Raw genomic sequence first — 18,675 nt, 5'->3', positions numbered from 1 at the left:
GAATGGTATCAGCGCCATGCCGAAACTCGGTGCCGTCACGCCCATCCTGCGCATCTTCGACATCGCCAAGGCACGCGAATTCTATGTCGACTTTCTCGGCTTCAAGGTCGAGTTCGAGCACCGCTTCGACGACAATGCGCCGCTCTATATGGGTGTAATCCGCGACGGCTGTGTCCTGCATCTGAGCGAACATCATGGCGACGGCGCGCCGGGTATAGCCGTGCGCATCAAGGTCGAGGACATCGCGGCATTGCACCGCGAACTGATCGGCAAGAGATACCGCTACGCCCGGCCGGGCCTCGAAACCACGTCGTGGCAGACCCGTGAAGTGTCGGTCGGCGACCCCTTCGGCAATCGCCTGCATTTCTACGAGGATGCAACAGACTAAGCCGGCCGGTTGACGAACGCCTCGCGGATCGCCTCCTGCATGCCGTCGATAGCTTCGCCTGAGGCATTTGGGCTACGGTGCATCACCACATTCGAGGAATCGATATGGCCGAACCCGTCAGCGGCGGTGAGTTCACGACAGCCATCCGGAATATTGCTGTGCGAGATCGGCGCGATCGCCAGGCCAGAGGTGACGGCGAGCTTCAGGCCGCCGGTGGTGTCGCTGGTATAGGCGACACGGTAGGCCAGCCCACGCTGCTCCAGCGATTTGATGGCAAAGTCCTTGCACCAGCCGGCCCGGTTGTAGAGCGCGATCGGCACCGGCCGCTCCTCATGCATGTGATGCAGGCTCGATGTCACCCACACGGTCGGATCGTGCATCAGCACCTCGCCGCCGGAAGGATCCTGCCATTCGAACACCACGGCGAGGTCGAGTTCACCGGCCGCCAACGCTGCCAGCTGGGCGCCCGAATGTGCATAGCGCACGGTGACCTCGACCTTGGTGTGACGCTTCGAGAAGGCGCCGAGCGCGCGCGACAGGATGGCGTGACCATATTCCTCGGGAATGCCGATGCGCACAGGCCCGCCAAGCGGTGCCGCCGCCATCGATGCCGCCGTCTCGTCGAGCAGAGAGACGATGCGGCGGGCATTGACGATCAGCTCGCCGCCACGGCGCGTCAGCGCCACGCCGCGCGAGCCGCGTTCGAACAGGCTGTCGCCGACCAGCTCCTCGAGCTTCTTCATCTGCATCGACACCGCCGACTGGGTGCGCCCGGCCTGCTCCGCCGCCCGGGTGAAATTGCCCGCTTCGGCAATGGCGACGAAGGTGCGCAGGAGATCGCTGTCGAGGGGTGGCCGCATCGAATCCGTCATAAGCAAATTTGATCGCTGGTATCATTCCAATTCGTTTGCAACATGTCAAACGCCGCAGCATAGTCCGCTCGCCCATTGGATATGCCGCCGCGAAATCGGCTGCGGACCAATCAAAGAGTCCTCACTCATACCCGCTGCCCGAAACGGTGGCGGGTTCTTTTTACCCCATGGCCGGGCGGCTGCGGGCAGTTAAGGCAAGGGCCGGCAGAACAACATGCGCAACCGGATCGTTCTCGGCATCATCAGCCTCTGCCTTGGCGTGCTGGTGTTCTCGCTCCAGGACCCGCTGGTCAAGGCGGTGTCGGCCGGCTATCCCGTGACCGAGGTGATGTGGATCCGCTCGATCGTCGCTTTGCCGATCCTGATCTTTCTCGTTCGCGCCGACGTCGGCCTGCGGGCCATCGCCTCGAAGCGGTTCGGCCTGCTGACGATACGCGCCTTCATCCAGTTCTCCTCCTATACGGTTTACTATCTGGCCATCGCTGCCTTGCCGCTCGCCGACGCGGTGGCGCTCTATTTCATGGCGCCGCTGTTCATCATGGCGATGGCCGGGCCCTATCTCGGCGAGCGCGTCTCCTGGCAGGCTCTCGCCACCGTGCTGACCGGCATGCTGGGCGTGGTCGTGATGCTGCGCCCGGGCGCCGGCCTGTTCGACTGGGCGGCGCTGCTTTCGTTGGGCTCGGCTTTGCTCTACGGCTTTTCACAGCTGATGGCGCGCAAGATCGGCGACACCGAATCCTCCACCGTCATGGCCTTCTACCAGAACGGCGCCTATCTGGTCGGCGCCGCTGCGGTTGCCGGCACATTCTGGCTTGCCGGCATAACCCATGCTGTCCACCCCAGCCTCGAATTCCTGGTGCGGCCGTGGGTCTGGCCGACGACCCCGGATTTCCTCAAGATGGCGGCCTGCGGCTTCGTCGCTTCGGCCGGCATGATTCTGCTGTCGCAGGCCTACAGGCTGGCGCCCGCCAACCGCGTCGCCACCTTCGAATACACCGGCATCATCTGGTCGCCGTTGTGGGGCTTCCTGTTCTTCGACGAGGTGCCGCGCTCGACCACTGCCATCGGTGCGGCGCTGATCATCGGCGCCGGTCTGCTGGCGCTCAACACCGAACGGCGCCGGAGCGCTGCGCCTGTCCTCGCCGCGTCTCAGGATGTCGCCTGAAGCGTGTCAGGCGAAGCAGGCGAGCGCCTGGTCGACCCGCGAGCGGATTTCAGCCAGCGTGAAAGGCTTTTGCACGACGTCGATAATGACGCCGTTCAATTCCTCGGCGCGCTCGCGCTGGTCGGCATAGCCGGTCATCAGCAGGATCTTCATGTCAGGGAAAAGCTTGGCTGCGGCGATCGCCATCTCGATGCCGTCCATTTCCGGCATGCGGATATCGGAGACGACGAGGTCGTAACCGCCGCCTGCAGCACTGACCATCGCCAGCCCCTGCGCGCCGTCGGCGGCGATATCGATCGAGTGCCCGGCGCGTTCGAGCGCGCGGGCGGCGAGGGTGCGGACGGACTCATCGTCCTCGACGATCAGAAGCTTTGCCATGGGCCGGAATTTGGCGGGCAAAAGTTGACTTTTTCTGAAAATTTGAAGCGTCGGGGGCCTTTTCTCAGGCATCGCCTTTGACGACACCGACAAACGGCAGTTCGCGAAAAGCGTGAGCGACGTCCATGCCGTAGCCGACGACGAAGTAATCGGGACAGTCGAAGCCGACATAGTCGGCGTTCAGCTCGGTCTGGCGGCGCATGCGCTTGTCCAACAGCACCGCGATGGCGCAGCTTTTGGCGCCGCGCGACAGCATCAGGTTGCGGGTGAAGGAGAGCGTCTTGCCCGACTCCAGGATATCGTCGATCAGCAGCACGTCGCGGCCGGCGACCTCATTGTCGATGTCGCGCAGCACCCTCACCTCGCCGCTGGTGGTGCCGGCGCCATAGCTGGAAATGAAGATGAACTCGACCTCGGGCGACAGCCCGACATCGTGCATGGCGCGGATCAAATCGGCGGCGAAGATGAACGAGCCCTTCAGCACCGAAATCACCAGCAGGTCGTGATAGTCGTGCTCGGCGATCTCCTTGGCGAGTTCGAGATTGCGCCGCGCGATCGCGGACGCCGAAAACAGGACCTCGATGTCCTTGCCGCGCACAACTGGCATCAACAACCTTTCCAGAGAACCGACTAGCCGGCGAAGGTGACCGCCACGGCCTTGACGCCGTTTCTAGGCACATCGAGGCGGCTGGAAAAGCCGAATCTTTCGCCGGGCGCCAGAGAACGGTTGGATGTCCCCAGAGTATAACGGGTGATGCGGCTGTCATTGCCGGTGACACGTATCTCCAGCGGCGGCAATTGTCCCGCCTTCAAACCGTCATTGACGGCCTCGCCATCCACGAACAGCACCGGGGCGGGTCCTGAGGCGTCGACACGCGACGTGACGCCGGCAATGCTGAGTACGGCGCCCTCCGGCTGTTCGACTGACCAGAACGGCGTCTGGCGCACCAGCGCATGGCCACCCGAGACCCAGAAGGCGGCAAGCGCCGCACCGATGCCGGCAATCCAGAAGATCGGCCCGCCACGCGATGCCGGCCGCCCGGCTGACGCATCTGATTTGCGCAGCATCTCCATGCCTTCCATCGACGGCGTCGCGATGTCGCGCGCCGGCGTCGGCATGGCTTCTATCAGTGGGATCAGCTGCGGCAGCACCTCATAATCCGCATCGACGATGTCGGTCGCCACAGGACGCGATTCCGGTGCGACACTTGTCCCGGTCATGATTTCGCCGGAAACCGGGCGCGCGGTTCGTTGCTCAGCCATCATGGCCCCGCTGTTGCCTTTTCGTTTCTTTTGCGTAAATGGAAATGGTTAACGCTTCCCCACCGGAACCCTTGTGACGCATTCAAAAACAGCGAAAATTAACCGACGGTTAACCATGGCGGCCGATGGTCGTTGGACAGAAAGGGTTGGCACGCCGCCGCCACACACCTCAGGTCGTCGCACGTGATCCGCTTCGAAAATGTCGGCCTTCGCTATGGCATGGGTCCGGAAATCCTCCGCGACATCTCCCTGCACATTCCGGAGAGCTCCTTCCAGTTCCTGAGCGGGCCCTCGGGCGCCGGCAAGACGACGCTGCTGCGCCTTCTGTTCATGTCGCTGAAGCCGACACGCGGGCTGATCACCATCTTCGGCAAGGACCGCTCGCGCATCTCGCGCGCTGAACTGCCGCATCTCAGGCGCCGCATCGGCGTGGTGTTCCAGGATTTCCGCCTGCTCGACCACATGACCACCTATGAGAATGTCGCTCTGCCGCTGCGCGTGCGCGGCCGCGAGGAAGCGAGCTACCGCACCGACGTCACCGAACTTTTGAAATGGGTCGGCCTGGGCGAGCGCATGCATGTGCTGCCGCCGGTCCTTTCGGGCGGCGAAAAGCAGCGCGCGGCAATCGCTCGGGCCTTGATCGAACAGCCCGAAATCCTGCTTGCCGACGAGCCGACCGGCAATGTCGACCCGCCGCTGGCGCGCCGGTTGCTCAGGCTGTTCATTGAGCTCAACCGGCTCGGCACCGCGGTGGTGATCGCCACTCACGATCTCGGCCTGATGGAGCAGGTCGACGCGCGCCGCATGATCCTGGCCGGCGGAAGGCTGGATATTTATGACTGAGCTATCGGCCGAACAGCTGCATGAAGACGCCGCCGAGCCCGCAACGACGACGCAGCGCGTCCAGCGCCGCATGGCGCCGATCGTGCCGGCGCAGAATATTGCCGGCCGCGCCTTGGTGCTGGTCATCGCCATCATGACCTTCCTGTCCTGCCTGACTTTCGGCGCCGTCACGCTGGTGCGCGACACTGCCTCGGTCTGGGAAAACCAGATCTCGCGCGAGGCGACGATTCAGATCAAGCCGGTCGACGGCCTCGACATGGAGGCAGCCCTTGCCCAGGCCTCGCAGATCGTCGGCGAATTCCCCGGCGTAAAGGAAACCCGGATCATCGATCGCGACGCCACCGCGCGCCTTTTGGAGCCATGGCTGGGCTCGGGCCTGAATATCGACGAATTGCCGGTGCCGCGCCTGATCATCGTCACCATCGACGAGACCAGCCCGCCCGACTTCAGCGCCATCCGTGCGGCGCTCACGCCCAAGCTGCCGAGTGCTTCGCTCGACGATCACCGTACATGGGTCGACCGGCTGGTCGCCATGGCCCGCACCACGGTCACCATCGGCATCGCCGTGCTGGTCCTGATGCTGTCGGCGACGGTGCTGACCGTAGTGTTTGCGACGCGCGGCGCCATGGCGGGTAACGGCCATATCATCGAAGTGCTGCATTTCGTCGGCGCCGAGGCGCGCTTCATCGCGCGCGAATTCCGCTGGCATTTCCTGGTCACCGGGATGAAGGGCGCAGCCGCCGGCGGCGCAGCCGCGATCCTGGTTTTCATCGTCTTTTCCTGGTGGTCGTCGCGCAACATGGCAACGCCGCAGGCCGACCAGGCCACCGCTTTGTTCGGCAATTTCGCCATCGGATCGGCAGGCTATCTCGGCGTCGGCCTGATGGTGCTGGTGATCGGCGGACTGACGGCGGCGACCTCGCACGCCACCGTCGTCGCCTATCTCAGCGACATCGATGTCCGCCAGCCGGATGCGGGGTGACCCGTGAGGGCAGAAGCGAAAACAGTTCGGGGGCAAGGACAGGAATGGAAGGGACGATCACGGATCGAAAACCGACGTAACGCAATGTGCGCTTTTTTCCTTACCAAAAAGGCATTTCAGGATTAACCATAGGATGATGAACGCGCGGGAGTCGACCGGAACGGCTGGACAGATGCCAGTGGTGCGTTTGCGTGTGCGTACCGGGCTGGGCCGTTTGCGCACCGCCCTGCGTCTCGCCTCCCTCTGTCTACTGCTGCTGGTGGCCCTGTTTGCCGGTGGCTTCGGCTGGTTCGCCAGCAAGGTCAGCCACATGACGACCCCGACCAACCCGGCCAAGGCCGATGCGATCATCGTCTTGACCGGCGGTCAGGCCCGCCTCGACGCAGCACTCGATCTGCTTGCCTCCGGCAAGGGCGAGCGGCTGCTGATCTCAGGCGTGCATCCCTCTGCCAGCCGCCGCCAATTGCAGGCTGCTACCGGCGGCGACAAGGCGCTGTTTTCCTGCTGTGTCGACATCGACCGCGCCGCGCTCGACACGATCGGCAATGCCGAGGAAAGCGCTAAATGGGTGGAGAGCCACGCCTATGGCAGCGTCATCCTCGTCACCAACAATTACCACATGCCGCGCAGCCTGCTCGAGATGGGCCGCCTGCTGCATGGCGCCAGGCTTGAACCCTATCCGGTGGTCAACACCAATCTGGACAATGGCGACTGGCTGACCAAGCCGGAAGCGCTACGCGTGCTTCTGACCGAATACAGCAAATACCTGCTGGCGCTTGCGCGCGGCGTCGTTCCGGTCCGCCAGACTGCCGACAGCGTCGCACTGGCCGAGGTTTCGACCGCCAAGGACTAAAGCAATTCCAGGAAAAGTGTGTAGCGGTTTTCCCGGGAAAAGCACGTACGCTTTCCCTTGGGAATTGGACAGACGACTCTGACGGCGCTCGATTACCCCTTGGCCGTGCCGTCTTCCGCGCCACGCAGCCGCGCAATCTCCTGTTCGAGGCTTTCAATCCGCTTGTCGCGTTCGGCGAGTGCGGCCGCGACATCGGCGGCCTCGAATCGCTGCGGAATGTGTTGCGGGCAATTGGCATCCCAGGCCGAGACGGTGAACAAGATGACCTGCTCGGGGCGCGCCTTGTAGTCCTGCGGCATCAGCCTTGCCAGAAGCTCGGCATCGTCCTCGACGACGCGCGCCGTGCCCCAGATCTTGACGCGCTGGCGATGCGCATAGTCGATCAGGAACAGGAATGCCTGGTTGTTGTCGGCGAGATTCCCCTGCGTGATGAACTGCCTGTTCCCGGAGAAATCGGCAAAGCCGATGGTCTTCTCGTCCAGCACCTTGAGGAAGCCGGCTGGCCCGCCGCGATGCTGGATGTAGGGCTGACCCTCGCCATTTGCCGTCGACAGGAAGACGCTGGTCTGCGCCGCGATGAAGTCGGCGAGGTCGGGCGTCATATGGGCGCGCCATCCGCCGCGCTCCTCGGCGCTGGCATAGCCCTTGCGCGAACCTTTGCGGGTCTGGATCGCCTTGACCGTCGGCGTGAAGGCGACATCGCTGGTGAAAGTATGAGCATTCATGGAAGCCTCCGCGAGGCCGAAACACGGCCATTGTACGCGAAGAGGTAGATCCTTCCATGTTTTGGATGTAGATGGCATAGTTGCAAGCTATCCTTCCAATTTCCGGAAGAAAGTATGGATCGTCTCGAAGCCATGTCGCTGTTCGTCGCCGCGGTGGAAGCGGGCAGCCTTTCTGCTGCCGGCCGCCATTTCGGCATTCCACTGGCAACGGTCAGCCGCAAGGTTTCCGACCTCGAAAAGCACCTTCAGGCGCGCCTGCTGAACCGTTCGACCCGGCAGCTCACGCTGACCGATGCCGGCCAGGCCTATCTCGCCGCCTGCCGCCGCATCCTCGGCGAGGTCGGCGAAGCCGAACGCACCGCTGCCGGCGAATACAGCACGCCGACCGGCGACCTGTTCATCACCGCGCCGGTCGTCTTTGGTCGCTTGCACGTGCTGCCTGTCGTCACCGAATTCCTGGCGGCTTATCCTCAAGTCAACATTCGCCTGACGCTGGCTGACCGGATAACCCAACTGGCGGAGGAACATCTCGACCTTGCCATCCGCATCGGCGAGCTTGCGCCTTCGAGCCTCATTGCCATCCGCGTCGGCGCGATCCGTCGCGTCGTGTGCGCCAGCCCCGCCTATATCGCCGCGCATGGCATGCCGCGGACGCCGGACGATCTGGCCGCGCATGAATGCATCAGTTTCGAGGGGCCTTCCGCTCTCGCCAGCTGGAGCTTTGCCGGCGACAAGGGCGAACTGATCGTGCCGATCCGCTCACGGCTGCGCGTCAACACGGCGGAAGCTGCAATCGATGCCGCGATTGCAGGCGCCGGGATGACGCGGGTGCTCTCCTACCAGATCGCGGACGCAGTACGTTCCGGCGTGCTCGTCCCGGTCTTGCGGCCCTTAGAGCCGCAGCCATGGCCGGTGAGCCTCGTCCATGCCGGCCAAGGCCTGCTGGCGGTGAAACTCAGGGCGTTCCTCGATTTCGCCGCTCCGCGGCTGAAGCAGCGGCTATTGCAGGCGACGTGGTGAGTTGAGACTGGCTTGAGTCAGTGGCGAGCCGGCCTATGTCAGGCCATTGCGGCGTTTCCTTTTTGCCCGCGCTTGGTGTAACCAACGCACACCTCCTCAACGGGCCCTTCCCCGCATGCTCTATATCCGCTCGCTGGCGTTCAACTTCGTCTTCTATGTCAATCTGATCGTCCAGATGGTCCTCTGGACCCCTTACTACTTCCTCTCGCCACGCCATCGCGCCTGGTTCGTGCCGAAATTCTGGTCGCGCACCAGCCTGTGGCTCTACGACAAGATCGCCGGCACCAGGAGCGACATCACCGGCGTCGAGAACCTGCCGGAGGGCTCTTTCATCCTGGCGCCGAAACACCAGTCGTTTTGGGACGCGATCGCTTTCTTTCCGTTCCTCCACGACCCGCTTTATATCCTGAAGCGCGAGCTGACCTGGATCCCCTTCTTCGGCTGGTACATCCTGAAGATGCGGATGATCCCGGTTCACCGCGGCAGCCGCTCCAAGGCGTTGAAGCAGGTCGTTGCATCGACAAAGCAGGAGATGGGGCGCAATCCGCGCCAGCTGATTATCTACCCCGAAGGCACGCGCCGAGCGCCAGGCGACGAGCCGGCTTACAAATACGGCATTGTCGAGCTCTATACGCAGCTTGGCGTCCCGGTGGTACCGGTCGCCCATGTCGCCGGCCTCTATTGGCCTCGCCGCAAATTCCTGCGCTTTCCCGGCACCATCAAGGCCCGCTTCCTGCCGCCGATTCCGCCCGGGCTCGGCAAGGACGAATTCATGGACCGGCTGATCGGCGATACGGAAGTCGCCTGCGACCAGCTGCTGATCGAGGCATCGCAGGCTCCTAACCCGCCGCAAATGCCGCCGACGGCGGTCAAGCGGCTGGCCGAACTCGCCGCGGCCGCCAAAGCAATTCCAGGAAAAGTGTGAGCGGTTTTTTCCGTCCTGAATTGCGCCAAAACAAAAAAGACCAAAGCTTGATCTCTTCTGCGGGCCGGCTCAAGGCCACGCCGCCAGCGCCGTGGTCAGCACCAGCGTCGCCGCGAAGGCCAGATTGATGATCCGCGACGCCAGCGGCTGGCGCAGGGTGCGGGCGAAGGCCGCGCCGGCCAGCAGACAGCACATGGATGGCTACGATCATCAGGGTGAGAACCGCCAGCCTGGCCGGGATGCCGAGAGCATCGGCGCCGGCTGCGGTCGCGGAGCCAGCAAGGACCGCAGCAATCGCCACATAGGCTTTCGGGTTGGCAACGGCGAGCAGTAAGCCGCCGAGGAAGGTCGGCAGAACCGCGCTGCTGTCACGCGCGGCCAGCGGCGGCGCTGTCGCTATTCTGCAGGCGAGGTAGAGAATATAGGCGGCGGAAGCGACCGCCAGCACCGGCGCTACGCCCGGCATCGAGGTAAGGATAGCCTTGATGCCGGTGGCCACCACCAGCAGCACCGCGACGGTGCCTAAAATGATCCCCGATGTGTAGTGAAGCGAATTGCGCAGGCCGAAGGCGGCCCCTATCGCCGTGACGCTGATCGTCGCCGGGCCAGGACTGCCCATGACGACGGTTGCCGCCAGCACCAGCGCCAGCAATTGCTGCCAGGGCTGCGCCTGCGAAAGAATGTCTGCGGCCATGCTGCCTCTTCTCCACAATAATGGAGAACAGTGTGGCAAGGCGGACAGCCGTCGTCTTGAACGATCGTGCCGAACCTGCGCGGCTAGGCGCTGGCCTTGTCCAGCGCCACGATATCCTCCGCGCTGAGCTTCAGCGATGCGGCGCGCACCAGGCTGTCGACCTGGTCCAGCGTCGTGGCGCTGGCGATCGGCGCGGTGATGCCGGGCTGCGCCATCACCCAGGCGAGTGCTACTTCCGCCTGCTTGGCCGAATGGCGCGCCGCCACAGTGTCGAGTGCGGCCAGAATGCGCATGCCGCGCGCATTGAGATAAGCCTTCACGCCGCCGCCGCGTTCACTTTTGCCGAGATCGGCCTCGCTACGGTATTTGCCGCTCAAAAACCCCTTGGCGAGACTGAAATAGGTGATGACGCCGATATCCTCGGCCACGCACAGATCATGCAGCGGCCCGTCGAAGGATGAGCGGTCGTAGAGATTGTATTCCGGCTGCAGCACGCTGTAGCGCGGCAGCCCGCGCAGGCTGGCAACATCGAGCGCGGCGCGCAGCTGGCCGGCGTCAAGATTCGAGGCGCCGATATGGCGGACCTTGCCGGCAGCGAGCAGCTTCTGGTAGGCGCCGAGCGTCTCCTCATAAGGGGTTGTCGGGTCCGGCCAATGCGAGAGATAAAGGTCGATCACGTCGGTCTGCAGTCGCTTGAGCGACGCCTCGACTGCCCTTTCGATATGGGCAGCGGACAGATCCTTCTTGCCTTGTCCCATATCCGAGCCGACTTTGGTGATGACGATGATCTTGTCACGGTTGCCGCGGCTTTTCATCCATTTGCCGATGATGGTCTCGGACTCGCCGCCCGCGTGGCCGGGCACCCAGCGCGAATAGGCATCGGCCGTATCGATAGCGTTGAGGCCGGCGCCGCCGAACCGGTCGAGCAGGTCGAAGGAGGTCTTCTCGTCCGCGGTCCAGCCGAAGACATTGCCGCCCAGGACCAGCGGCGCGATGGAAAGGTCGGTTTGACCGAGACGGCGTTTTTGCAAGACGGGGCTCCGTGGGCTGGCGGCGGGCGACCCGAATGCTTCGGGCCGCAGCTAAGCTAGGTCTCGCCGCGCCGAGGTCAAAGGCCTCAGCCAATTTTTCCAGCGGGCCAGCGCTTCACAAAGGCGCGAGCGCTTCGCCTGCAGGCTCGCCGTGGTCTACTGGCTCACGAGGCGATCCGCTTCGCCACCTCTTCCAGCCAGTGGTCGCTGATACCCAGCGCCGCGAGATGCTGCAGCGTGTTGAGCACATAGTCCTCGTTGTTTCCGGACTGGCCGACGGCGCCACGGATAACACCTGCCGCATGCGCGGGGTCGAGCCCGCCGGCATACTGCTCATGCTGGCGGTCGACGATATAGGCGACCGCTTTCACTCTCTCTCCCGCAGCCGCCCCATTCCCGTCGAGGCTGATATCGAGCACACGCTCGAGGTAGACGCTGGTCACCAATTCGCGCTCGCGCAGATAGGTCAGCACCTCATCGCGCAGCTCGCCGGGCACGCGAAAGGCCAGCCCGATGCAGGAGCCGCCACGGTCGAGGCCTAGCACCAGGCCCGGCCGCTGGCGCGTGCCGCGATGCACGAAGGAATAGACGCACAGCGACCGGCGGTAGCCGTAAAGCCGCGCGCGGCGGGTCTCCACATGCGCAAATCCCGGCCGCCAGATCAGCGAGCCGTAGCCAAAAACCCAAAAATCGCCCATATCGCCAAGCCTGATTGCACGAGAGTGACGCCGCCGCATCGGAATCGGTGCTCTTCTGTTCTTTTTGCTTGTTGCGTAAGCCACAGTCCACCCGCAACACGCCCGCGTTAATGAAAGCCGCAGCATGACGTCCAGTGACGAGCGTCCGTCGAAGTTTCGCCACCGGCTGATGTGGCTCGCTGCCTTGGTCGTTATGCTGTTCGGCGCCTACAGCGCGGTCTGGTTCTATGTCGCCGGTCGCGTCAGCAGCGAAGCCGACAAGGCGGTGGCCTCGCTCAAGGACAAAGGCATCGAGGCCGGCTGCGCCAACCTCACCGTCAGCGGCTACCCCCTGCGTTTTGCCATCTCCTGTGACAATCTGGCTTACGAGGACGACGCCAGGAACGTTGCCGCCTCGGCAGGCAGCTTCAACTTCGTTGCAGAACTCATCCGGCCTTTGTCGCCTGCCGCCGAGTTGCGTGGGCCACTGCGGACCTCGGTGCCCGGGATGGCGCCGCTATGGATCGATTGGGACAATCTGCAGGCCAATGCCAAGCTCTCCTGGCCCTTGCCACGCAGCATTTCGCTGCAGGCCGAGAGCTTGTCCGGCCAGACCGATCCGGCCGACGACACCGACCCGGTTTCACTGTTCAGCGCCGGAACCGCGGCGGGCGAGTTGCGACCCGACGGCCAGGACATCGGCTACTTCGGCAGCTTCACCGATCTTGAGATCAACGCCGACGCGATCGGCGGGCGCGTGCTGCCGCCGCTCGACGGCAGCGGCGACGCGACGCTGAAGAACGGCGTCGCGCTGATGAAGACGCAGGCCAGGAGCCTGCGCGGCCAGGCGGTCGGCATCCACAAGCTCGATCTGTCGTCGGGAACCGCGCGCATCACCGTCTCCGGCCCGGTGTCGGTCGACGCCAACGGCCAGGTCAATGCCGACCTGACGATCAAGCTGCAGGATCCCAAAGCCGTGGCGGCAATCCTCGCCACCGCAATCCCCGAGCAGAAGAGCCAGATCGAGCAAGGCTTTGCCGGTCTGGCGCTGCTCGGCAACGAACCGTCGATGCCGCTCAAGGTGGTGAAGGGCAAGGTCTCGCTCGGCTTCATTCCGCTGGGCAAGATCAAGCCGCTCGATTAGAGCAATTCCAGGAAAAGTGTGAGCAGTTTTCCGTCCGGAATTGCGTTAAAACAAAGAGATAGAGCATGATCGCAAAGAGCGGCAACGGCTTTTGGGGAGAGATCATGCTCGAGCAAGCCGACGCATGAACCGACCGGTGAAACTGCTGAGCGTTGGCGCGCTGACGCTGGATACCATCCTGCGCGTCGAAACCCTGCCCACGCATCAGGGCAAGTTCATCGCCTCGAACGGCATCCAGATCGCCTCGGGCATGGCGACAAGTGCTGCCTGCGCCGCCCGCCGTCTCGGCGCCGAGGTGTTCCTGTGGGCAAGTGCAGGTGACGATGCCGTCGGCGACCAATTGCTGGCCGGCATCGAGGCCGAGGGCGTCGATTGCGGCTTTGTCCGCCGCGTCGAAGGCGCCCGCTCGGCGCTGGCCGCGATCCTGGTCGACGCTCATGGCGAGCGCATCATCGTGCCCTTCTACGACCCAAAGGCGCAGGCCGACCCCGAGGCGGTGCCTGTCGCCGATCTTTCCGGCTTCGATGCCGTGCTGGTCGATGTGCGCTGGCCGGGCGCCGCCGCTCTTGCCTTGACCGCCGCGCGCGACGCCGGTTGCCCGGCAATCCTCGACGCCGACACGGCGCCGCTGGAGGTGCTGGAGCATCTGTTGCCGCTGGCGTCGCACATCGTCGCTTCGGAGACGGCTGCACGCATTGTCTGCGGCCACGCGCTGGATCCCGAAACCGCCTGCGCCGACCTCGCCAGCCGCACAGACGCCTTTGTCGCGGTGACCGGCGGCGCCGCGGGAAGCTGGTGGCATGACCGGTCCGCCGGATGCGTGCGCCACATCGCGGCGCCGAAGATCAAGGCGGTCGACACGCTGGCCGCCGGCGACGTTTTCCACGGCGCCTTTGCTGTCGCGTTGGCGGAAACCATGCCGATCGAGCAGGCGTTGCGCTTTGCCAGTGCGGCGGCCGCGCTCAAATGCCAGCGCTTCGGCGGCCGGCTGGGGGCGCCAAACAGGGACGAGGCAATGGCCATGGTCGCGGCGACCTGGCCCGTCTGAAACAGATTTAACTTTTCACCGGGTGCTCGACCGCCTGCCGGCCGAAATCCGGCACGTCGATATCCTGGCCGGCCTCGATGATCGAACGGCGAACGGCCCGGGTGCGGGTGAACAGGTCGAACAGCTTGTCGCCGTCGCCCCAGCGGATCGCCCGCTGCAGCGAGGCGAGGTCCTCCGAAAAGCGCGCCAGCATTTCCAGGATGGCATCCTTGTTGTGCAGGCACACGTCGCGCCACATGGTCGGGTCGGAGGCGGCCAGACGGGTGAAGTCGCGGAAACCGGAAGCCGAATATTTGATCACTTCCGACTTGGTCACCGATTCCAGATCGTCGGCCGTGCCGACGATGTTGTAGGCAATGATGTGCGGAAGATGCGAAACGATGGCCAGCGTCATGTCATGATGCTGCGGGTCCATCGTGTCGATGTTGGAGCCGCAGCGCCGCCAGAATTCCGACAGCTTTTCCAGCGCGGCCGGATCGGTTCCCGGCAGGGGCGTGAAGATGCACCAGCGGTTTTCGAACAGCTCGGCGAAACCCGCATCCGGGCCCGATTTCTCCGTACCTGCCAGCGGGTGCCCCGGAATAAAGTGCACGCCGTCCGGCACATAGGGCTGCATTTGCGCAATGACCGAGGCCTTGGTCGAACCGACATCGGTGAGGATGGCGCCCTTTTTCAGCGCCGGCGCGATCTCTTGCGCCACCTCGCCCGACGATCCCACTGGCACCGAGACGATGATCAGGTCGGCATTGCGGACCGCTTCCCTGGCGTCGGTGGTGTAGCTCTCGCCAAGACCGAGCTCCTTCGCCCGTGCCAGCGTGGTCGGGCTGCGCGTCGCGATGGCGACATGGCGGGCCAGGCCCTCGCGGCGGATGATGCGGGCCAGCGACGAGCCAATCAGGCCGATGCCGACCAGCGCGATCTTTTCAAACATCGGTGAAGTCATTGTTTCAGCTTTTCAGGAATGTCGTGAGGGCATCGATGACGCCGCGATTGGCTTCTTCGGTGCCGACGCTCATGCGCAGCGCATTGGGAAAGCCATAGCCGGTAACGCGCCGCAATATATAGCCGCGCTGGGTGAGGTAGTCGTCCGCCGCCTCAGCCGAATGCTTCTTGTCGTCGGGAAAGTGGATGAGGACGAAATTGCCGACGCTGGGCGTCACGCGCAGCCCAAGCTTCGTCAGTTCTTCATTCAACCAGGTAAGCCAGGTCTCGTTGTGCAACGAACTGCGCTCGACATGGGCGCGGTCGCGGATGGCGGCAATGCCGGCCTCGATCGCTGTTGCGTTAACGTTGAAAGGGCCGCGAACACGGTTGATGGCATCGACGATGTGCAGTGGGCCATACATCCAGCCGATGCGCGCGCCGCCAAGGCCGAGCTTGGAGAAGGTGCGGGTCATGACCACATTCTGCGCGCTGCCCGCCAGCTCGATACCTGCCTCATAGTCATTGCGCCTGACGTACTCGGCATAGGCCGCGTCCAGCACCAGAAGCACGTTGCCCGGGAGCGCGGAATGCAGGCGGCGGACCTCCTGGAACGGCAGATAGGTGCCGGTCGGGTTGTTGGGATTGGCGAGGAAGATGATTTTGGTCCGCGGCGTCACCGCGGCCAGGATCGCGTCGACGTCGGCGCGCTCCTCGGTTTCCTTCACAGCAACCGGCTTGGCCCCCGCCGACTGAATGTAGATCTTGTAGACCATGAAGGCATGTTCGGTAAAAATCGCCTCATCGCCTGGCGCAAGATAGGTCTGCGCCAGCAGGCCAAGTATCTCGTCGGAACCGTTGGAGCAGATGATGTTTGCCGGGTTGAGGCCGTGCACCTCGGCGATCGCCTCGCGCAGCCGGCGGGCGGTGCCGTCGGGATAGACATCAAGCTTGCTGGCCACTTCGCGCGCGGCCTCGATCGCCTTCGGCGACGGGCCGAGCGGGTTCTCGTTCGACGACAATTTATGGACCTTGGCGACGCCGGCAGGTGCCGTGCTCTTGCCCGGCACATAGGCGTCGATGTCCATAATGCCCGCGCGGGGCGTCGGCCGTGCCTTGTCCGCTGTCTTGTCCATGTCGCAAACCCGTTGAGAACGCCTCCGTCCGGAGGCCGCAGCGGAAATACAAGCCGTAGCCGCGAATGTCGAGAGGCGGGCATAGCTGGCCGTTGACGCCGGGCCGCACGAGTTCTAGAAGAACGCAACAGTTCCGTGGTGATTTGGCCGGTCGGCTTGCAGCCACGTTAAACAACTCGCTAAAGGGCCGTTTGCGTGACGTAACCGGCTTTGCGATCGCATTGCCGGTTTTTTATTGCCTGACGGCGGGCAAGGAGAGTCACATGGCCGCGCTCCGCGCTACAAAAACCAACAACGAGGCCGACAACCCGTCGAGCCCGGTGTTGCGTTTTGGCCCTGACAAGCCGCTGAAGCTCGACGCCGGCACGCTTTTGTCGCCGTTCCAGATCGCCTACCAGACATATGGCGCCCTCAACGATGCCCGCACCAACGCCATCCTGGTCTGCCACGCGCTGACCGGCGACCAGCATGTCGCCAGCACCAATCCGGTGACCGGCAAGCCCGGCTGGTGGGAAGTGCTGATCGGTCCCGGCAAGATCATCGACACCAACCGCTTCTTCGTCATCTGCTCCAACGTCATCGGCGGGTGCCTCGGCTCCACCGGTCCGGCCTCGACCAATCCCGCCACCGGCAAGCCCTACGGCCTCGACCTGCCAATCATCACCATCCGCGACATGGTGCGGGCGCAATTGATGCTGGTCGACCATTTCGGCATCGAAAAGCTGTTTTGCGTGCTCGGCGGCTCGATGGGCGGCATGCAGGTGCTGGAATGGGCATCGTGCTATTCCGAGCGCGTCTTCTCGGCCCTGCCGATCGCCACAGGCGCACGCCATTCCTCGCAGAACATCGCCTTCCACGAGGTCGGCCGGCAGGCCGTCATGGCCGATCCGGACTGGCATGGCGGCAAATATTTCGAGCACGGCAAGCGCCCGGAAAAGGGGCTCGCCGTGGCGCGCATGGCCGCCCACATCACCTATCTGTCGGAAGCCGCCCTGCATCGGAAATTCGGCCGCAATCTGCAGGACCGCGAAGCGCTGACCTTCGGTTTCGACGCCGACTTCCAGATCGAAAGCTATCTGCGCCACCAGGGCATGACATTCGTCGACCGCTTCGACGCCAACTCCTACCTCTACATGACCCGTTCGATGGATTATTTCGACCTCGCCGCCGACCATGGCGGCCGGTTGGCCGATGCCTTTGCCGGGACCAAGACCCGCTTCTGCCTGGTGTCCTTCACCTCGGACTGGTTGTTCCCGACCGAGGAGAGCCGCTCGATCGTGCATGCGCTCAACGCCGCCGGCGCCTCCGTCTCCTTCGTCGAGATCGACACCGACCGCGGCCATGATGCCTTCCTGCTCGATGAACCCGAACTGTTTGCCGCCATCAAGGGCTTCATCGGCTCGGCGGCCCGCGCAAGGGGGCTCGCCTCATGAGCGTCAATGGCAGCCAGCGCGTCGACCTCGAAGTCGTGGCCAACCTGATACCGCCGCAGTCGCGGGTGCTCGATGTCGGCTCCGGCGACGGCCTGCTGCTCGAACTCCTGCAGGAGACCAAGCAGGTCGACGGCCGCGGGCTGGAGCTGTCACAGCGAGGCGTCAATGAATGCGTGGCGCGCGGCCTCTCGGTCATCCAGGGCGATGCCGACACCGACCTCGAATTCTATCCGGACAAGGGTTTTGACTTCGTCGTCCTGTCACAGACGCTGCAGGCGACCCGCAACCCGAAGCTGGTGCTCGACGAGCTGCTGCGAATCGGCAACCGCGCCATCGTCTCCTTCCCCAATTTCGGCCACTGGCGGGTGCGGCTGTCGCTGTTCGTCAAGGGCCGGATGCCGGTGACCGCGGACCTGCCCTATTCCTGGTACGACACGCCCAACATCCATTTCTGCACCATCCGCGACTTCGTCAATCTGGTCGAGGAACTCGGCGCCTCGGTCGAGAAAGCCACCGCGCTCGACGGCAACGGCCAGAAGATCGGCCTGTCGATGCCATGGTGGTTCTGGAATTTCTTCGGCCAGCAAGCGGTGTTCTTGCTGAAGCGGTAGTTTGCCCCTATTTCAGCACGTCCGTCGCCTTGTGCGGGTGCTGAACGCCATCGGCGATGATCACATCGGCGTGGGAGTTGTCGGTGCGCAAGGCCAGAATCTCGCGATAGGCTGATGAATCGTACCAGCCCCACGCATGCGCCCTGTCCGGAAACTCGATGACGATCAGGTGCCCGGGCCATTCGTTTTCGACCACGTCCATGTCGCCGCCGTGGACAAGGAAGCGGCCGCCGAACGGCTCCAATGTGGCGTCGATCCTCTGCAGATACTCGACAATCTGCGGGCCCATTGTGACTTGACGCATATGGGCGACGGCGTAGGCGGCCATGGCTGAACTCCCTGTGAGATCGAAGCCCGACGACCGGCTTCGTTGGCGCAATCTGCAGACATGATGGCCATCGGTCGATTACGTCTGGGGTAATCGGCCGGCTTACCGGCGTCCTGGCTCAACAGTTTGTGATGACATTGCCGCTGGTTTTTTGTAGCGTCGAATCGAATGCCATCCCGGGGTAAGGCTTGGACGGCGACCATCAAAACCTCCGGCCTCCAGGCATTTCGGGGCACAA

General features: G+C 63.8%; 21 protein-coding genes, 1 pseudogene and 1 riboswitch. Of the genes and pseudogenes, 11 read left to right on the top strand and 11 right to left on the bottom strand.

The window, feature by feature from the left end; translation table 11 throughout:
- The first annotated feature begins 16 nt into the window (after positions 1-16).
- On the top strand, positions 17-388 hold the full coding sequence (locus tag NKK50_RS05525; RefSeq protein ID WP_352543167.1) for a glyoxalase superfamily protein: 372 nt from the start codon (positions 17-19) through the stop codon (positions 386-388).
- On the opposite strand, the gene NKK50_RS05520 is transcribed toward NKK50_RS05525, so the two are convergent.
- The gene (locus NKK50_RS05520) at positions 385-1,248 is read right to left on the bottom strand and encodes a LysR family transcriptional regulator (protein WP_023698713.1); all 864 of its coding nucleotides are present in this window, start codon (positions 1,246-1,248) and stop codon (positions 385-387) included. The two genes, NKK50_RS05525 and NKK50_RS05520, sit on opposite strands and share 4 nt — an antisense overlap.
- A 226-nt stretch (positions 1,249-1,474) precedes the next feature.
- On the opposite strand from NKK50_RS05520, the gene NKK50_RS05515 reads away from it, so the two are divergent.
- Complete coding sequence (locus NKK50_RS05515) at positions 1,475-2,425, top strand: DMT family transporter (protein WP_023804532.1); 951 nt, start codon at positions 1,475-1,477, stop codon at positions 2,423-2,425.
- 6 nt (positions 2,426-2,431) lie between these two features.
- On the opposite strand, the gene NKK50_RS05510 is transcribed toward NKK50_RS05515, so the two are convergent.
- The 3 genes from NKK50_RS05510 to NKK50_RS05500 all read right to left on the bottom strand — a co-directional run bounded on the left by NKK50_RS05510 (position 2,432) and on the right by NKK50_RS05500 (position 4,069).
- Positions 2,432-2,803, bottom strand: coding sequence for a response regulator (locus tag NKK50_RS05510; RefSeq protein ID WP_023698715.1), 372 nt, complete (start codon positions 2,801-2,803; stop codon positions 2,432-2,434).
- 64 nt (positions 2,804-2,867) lie between these two features.
- Positions 2,868-3,410, bottom strand: coding sequence for a hypoxanthine phosphoribosyltransferase (hpt, locus tag NKK50_RS05505; protein WP_023673315.1), 543 nt, complete (start codon positions 3,408-3,410; stop codon positions 2,868-2,870).
- Between the two features lie 23 nt (positions 3,411-3,433).
- A complete protein-coding gene (locus NKK50_RS05500; protein ID WP_023685343.1) occupies positions 3,434-4,069 on the bottom strand; it encodes a hypothetical protein in 636 nt (211 codons plus the stop codon).
- A 180-nt stretch (positions 4,070-4,249) separates the two neighbouring features.
- Here NKK50_RS05500 and ftsE point away from each other — a divergent pair, with 180 nt between their 5' ends.
- The 3 genes from ftsE (at position 4,250) to NKK50_RS05485 (ending at position 6,744) form a co-directional block, all read left to right on the top strand.
- Positions 4,250-4,909, top strand: coding sequence for a cell division ATP-binding protein FtsE (gene ftsE, locus NKK50_RS05495; protein ID WP_023685344.1), 660 nt, complete (start codon positions 4,250-4,252; stop codon positions 4,907-4,909).
- Positions 4,902-5,891 (top strand): cell division protein FtsX, encoded by a 990-nt coding sequence (locus NKK50_RS05490; RefSeq protein WP_023673312.1) that lies wholly within the window; start codon positions 4,902-4,904, stop codon positions 5,889-5,891. Before ftsE ends, NKK50_RS05490 begins: the two co-directional genes overlap by 8 nt.
- 133 nt (positions 5,892-6,024) lie before the next feature.
- The gene (locus NKK50_RS05485) at positions 6,025-6,744 is read left to right on the top strand and encodes a YdcF family protein (protein WP_023673311.1); all 720 of its coding nucleotides are present in this window, start codon (positions 6,025-6,027) and stop codon (positions 6,742-6,744) included.
- A 92-nt stretch (positions 6,745-6,836) separates the two neighbouring features.
- Here the strand turns inward: NKK50_RS05485 and NKK50_RS05480 are convergent, their stop codons facing one another.
- Complete coding sequence (locus NKK50_RS05480; protein ID WP_023673310.1) at positions 6,837-7,469, bottom strand: pyridoxamine 5'-phosphate oxidase family protein; 633 nt, start codon at positions 7,467-7,469, stop codon at positions 6,837-6,839.
- A 114-nt stretch (positions 7,470-7,583) separates the two neighbouring features.
- Between NKK50_RS05480 and NKK50_RS05475 the strand changes: the two genes are divergently transcribed.
- A complete protein-coding gene (locus NKK50_RS05475) occupies positions 7,584-8,489 on the top strand; it encodes a LysR family transcriptional regulator (protein WP_023698716.1) in 906 nt (301 codons plus the stop codon).
- Positions 8,490-8,604: 115 nt separating this feature from the next.
- Positions 8,605-9,414 (top strand): lysophospholipid acyltransferase family protein, encoded by an 810-nt coding sequence (locus NKK50_RS05470; RefSeq protein WP_023742891.1) that lies wholly within the window; start codon positions 8,605-8,607, stop codon positions 9,412-9,414.
- 69 nt (positions 9,415-9,483) lie between these two features.
- On the opposite strand, the pseudogene NKK50_RS05465 reads toward NKK50_RS05470, so the two are convergent.
- The 3 genes and pseudogenes from NKK50_RS05465 to NKK50_RS05455 all read right to left on the bottom strand — a co-directional run bounded on the left by NKK50_RS05465 (position 9,484) and on the right by NKK50_RS05455 (position 11,837).
- A pseudogene (locus tag NKK50_RS05465) lies at positions 9,484-10,108 on the bottom strand (LysE family translocator).
- 83 nt (positions 10,109-10,191) lie between these two features.
- Positions 10,192-11,139: an aldo/keto reductase gene (locus tag NKK50_RS05460; RefSeq protein WP_352543165.1), complete on the bottom strand. Its 948-nt coding sequence runs from the start codon at positions 11,137-11,139 to the stop codon at positions 10,192-10,194.
- A gap of 164 nt (positions 11,140-11,303) precedes the next feature.
- Complete coding sequence (locus NKK50_RS05455) at positions 11,304-11,837, bottom strand: gamma-glutamylcyclotransferase (protein WP_023673305.1); 534 nt, start codon at positions 11,835-11,837, stop codon at positions 11,304-11,306.
- A gap of 124 nt (positions 11,838-11,961) precedes the next feature.
- Between NKK50_RS05455 and NKK50_RS05450 the strand changes: the two genes are divergently transcribed.
- Positions 11,962-12,960: a DUF2125 domain-containing protein gene (locus NKK50_RS05450; protein WP_352543164.1), complete on the top strand. Its 999-nt coding sequence runs from the start codon at positions 11,962-11,964 to the stop codon at positions 12,958-12,960.
- A gap of 124 nt (positions 12,961-13,084) precedes the next feature.
- Positions 13,085-14,008 (top strand): sugar kinase, encoded by a 924-nt coding sequence (locus NKK50_RS05445; protein ID WP_352543163.1) that lies wholly within the window; start codon positions 13,085-13,087, stop codon positions 14,006-14,008.
- A 7-nt stretch (positions 14,009-14,015) separates the two neighbouring features.
- Here the strand turns inward: NKK50_RS05445 and NKK50_RS05440 are convergent, their stop codons facing one another.
- Both NKK50_RS05440 and hisC read right to left on the bottom strand, forming a co-directional pair.
- Complete coding sequence (locus tag NKK50_RS05440; RefSeq protein WP_023731076.1) at positions 14,016-14,951, bottom strand: prephenate/arogenate dehydrogenase family protein; 936 nt, start codon at positions 14,949-14,951, stop codon at positions 14,016-14,018.
- 4 nt (positions 14,952-14,955) lie between these two features.
- Positions 14,956-16,065, bottom strand: coding sequence for a histidinol-phosphate transaminase (gene hisC, locus NKK50_RS05435; protein ID WP_023731077.1), 1,110 nt, complete (start codon positions 16,063-16,065; stop codon positions 14,956-14,958).
- 125 nt (positions 16,066-16,190) lie between these two features.
- A riboswitch (SAM riboswitch) is annotated at positions 16,191-16,268 on the top strand.
- Positions 16,269-16,328: 60 nt separating this feature from the next.
- Between hisC and metX the strand changes: the two genes are divergently transcribed.
- The gene (gene metX / locus NKK50_RS05430; RefSeq protein ID WP_023685352.1) at positions 16,329-17,498 is read left to right on the top strand and encodes a homoserine O-acetyltransferase MetX; all 1,170 of its coding nucleotides are present in this window, start codon (positions 16,329-16,331) and stop codon (positions 17,496-17,498) included.
- Positions 17,495-18,109, top strand: a complete 615-nt coding sequence (metW, locus tag NKK50_RS05425; protein WP_023685353.1) for a methionine biosynthesis protein MetW — start codon at positions 17,495-17,497, stop codon at positions 18,107-18,109. Before metX ends, metW begins: the two co-directional genes overlap by 4 nt.
- A 7-nt stretch (positions 18,110-18,116) precedes the next feature.
- Here the strand turns inward: metW and NKK50_RS05420 are convergent, their stop codons facing one another.
- On the bottom strand, positions 18,117-18,437 hold the full coding sequence (locus NKK50_RS05420) for a DUF1330 domain-containing protein (RefSeq protein WP_352543162.1): 321 nt from the start codon (positions 18,435-18,437) through the stop codon (positions 18,117-18,119).
- Between the last annotated feature and the right edge of the window lie 238 nt (positions 18,438-18,675).

The organism is Mesorhizobium sp. M0001, from assembly GCF_040324255.1.
Lineage (GTDB): Bacteria > Pseudomonadota > Alphaproteobacteria > Rhizobiales > Rhizobiaceae > Mesorhizobium.
Note: the sequence above shows the minus strand (reverse complement) of the source record. Positions and strands in the feature narration are given on the sequence as shown.

Coding starts and splice junctions, on each gene's coding strand:
- NKK50_RS05420 (WP_352543162.1), bottom strand. CDS start 18,437: ATGGCCGCCTACGCCGTCGCCCATATGCGTCAAGTCACAATGGGCCCG.
- metX (WP_023685352.1), top strand. CDS start 16,329: ATGGCCGCGCTCCGCGCTACAAAAACCAACAACGAGGCCGACAACCCG.
- NKK50_RS05470 (WP_023742891.1), top strand. CDS start 8,605: ATGCTCTATATCCGCTCGCTGGCGTTCAACTTCGTCTTCTATGTCAAT.
- NKK50_RS05510 (WP_023698715.1), bottom strand. CDS start 2,803: ATGGCAAAGCTTCTGATCGTCGAGGACGATGAGTCCGTCCGCACCCTC.
- NKK50_RS05445 (WP_352543163.1), top strand. CDS start 13,085: ATGAACCGACCGGTGAAACTGCTGAGCGTTGGCGCGCTGACGCTGGAT.
- NKK50_RS05450 (WP_352543164.1), top strand. CDS start 11,962: ATGACGTCCAGTGACGAGCGTCCGTCGAAGTTTCGCCACCGGCTGATG.
- NKK50_RS05525 (WP_352543167.1), top strand. CDS start 17: ATGCCGAAACTCGGTGCCGTCACGCCCATCCTGCGCATCTTCGACATC.
- metW (WP_023685353.1), top strand. CDS start 17,495: ATGAGCGTCAATGGCAGCCAGCGCGTCGACCTCGAAGTCGTGGCCAAC.
- NKK50_RS05440 (WP_023731076.1), bottom strand. CDS start 14,951: ATGACTTCACCGATGTTTGAAAAGATCGCGCTGGTCGGCATCGGCCTG.
- NKK50_RS05475 (WP_023698716.1), top strand. CDS start 7,584: ATGGATCGTCTCGAAGCCATGTCGCTGTTCGTCGCCGCGGTGGAAGCG.
- NKK50_RS05520 (WP_023698713.1), bottom strand. CDS start 1,248: ATGCGGCCACCCCTCGACAGCGATCTCCTGCGCACCTTCGTCGCCATT.
- NKK50_RS05455 (WP_023673305.1), bottom strand. CDS start 11,837: ATGGGCGATTTTTGGGTTTTTGGCTACGGCTCGCTGATCTGGCGGCCG.
- NKK50_RS05490 (WP_023673312.1), top strand. CDS start 4,902: ATGACTGAGCTATCGGCCGAACAGCTGCATGAAGACGCCGCCGAGCCC.
- NKK50_RS05480 (WP_023673310.1), bottom strand. CDS start 7,469: ATGAATGCTCATACTTTCACCAGCGATGTCGCCTTCACGCCGACGGTC.
- hisC (WP_023731077.1), bottom strand. CDS start 16,065: ATGGACAAGACAGCGGACAAGGCACGGCCGACGCCCCGCGCGGGCATT.
- hpt (WP_023673315.1), bottom strand. CDS start 3,410: ATGCCAGTTGTGCGCGGCAAGGACATCGAGGTCCTGTTTTCGGCGTCC.
- NKK50_RS05500 (WP_023685343.1), bottom strand. CDS start 4,069: ATGATGGCTGAGCAACGAACCGCGCGCCCGGTTTCCGGCGAAATCATG.
- NKK50_RS05485 (WP_023673311.1), top strand. CDS start 6,025: ATGATGAACGCGCGGGAGTCGACCGGAACGGCTGGACAGATGCCAGTG.
- NKK50_RS05515 (WP_023804532.1), top strand. CDS start 1,475: ATGCGCAACCGGATCGTTCTCGGCATCATCAGCCTCTGCCTTGGCGTG.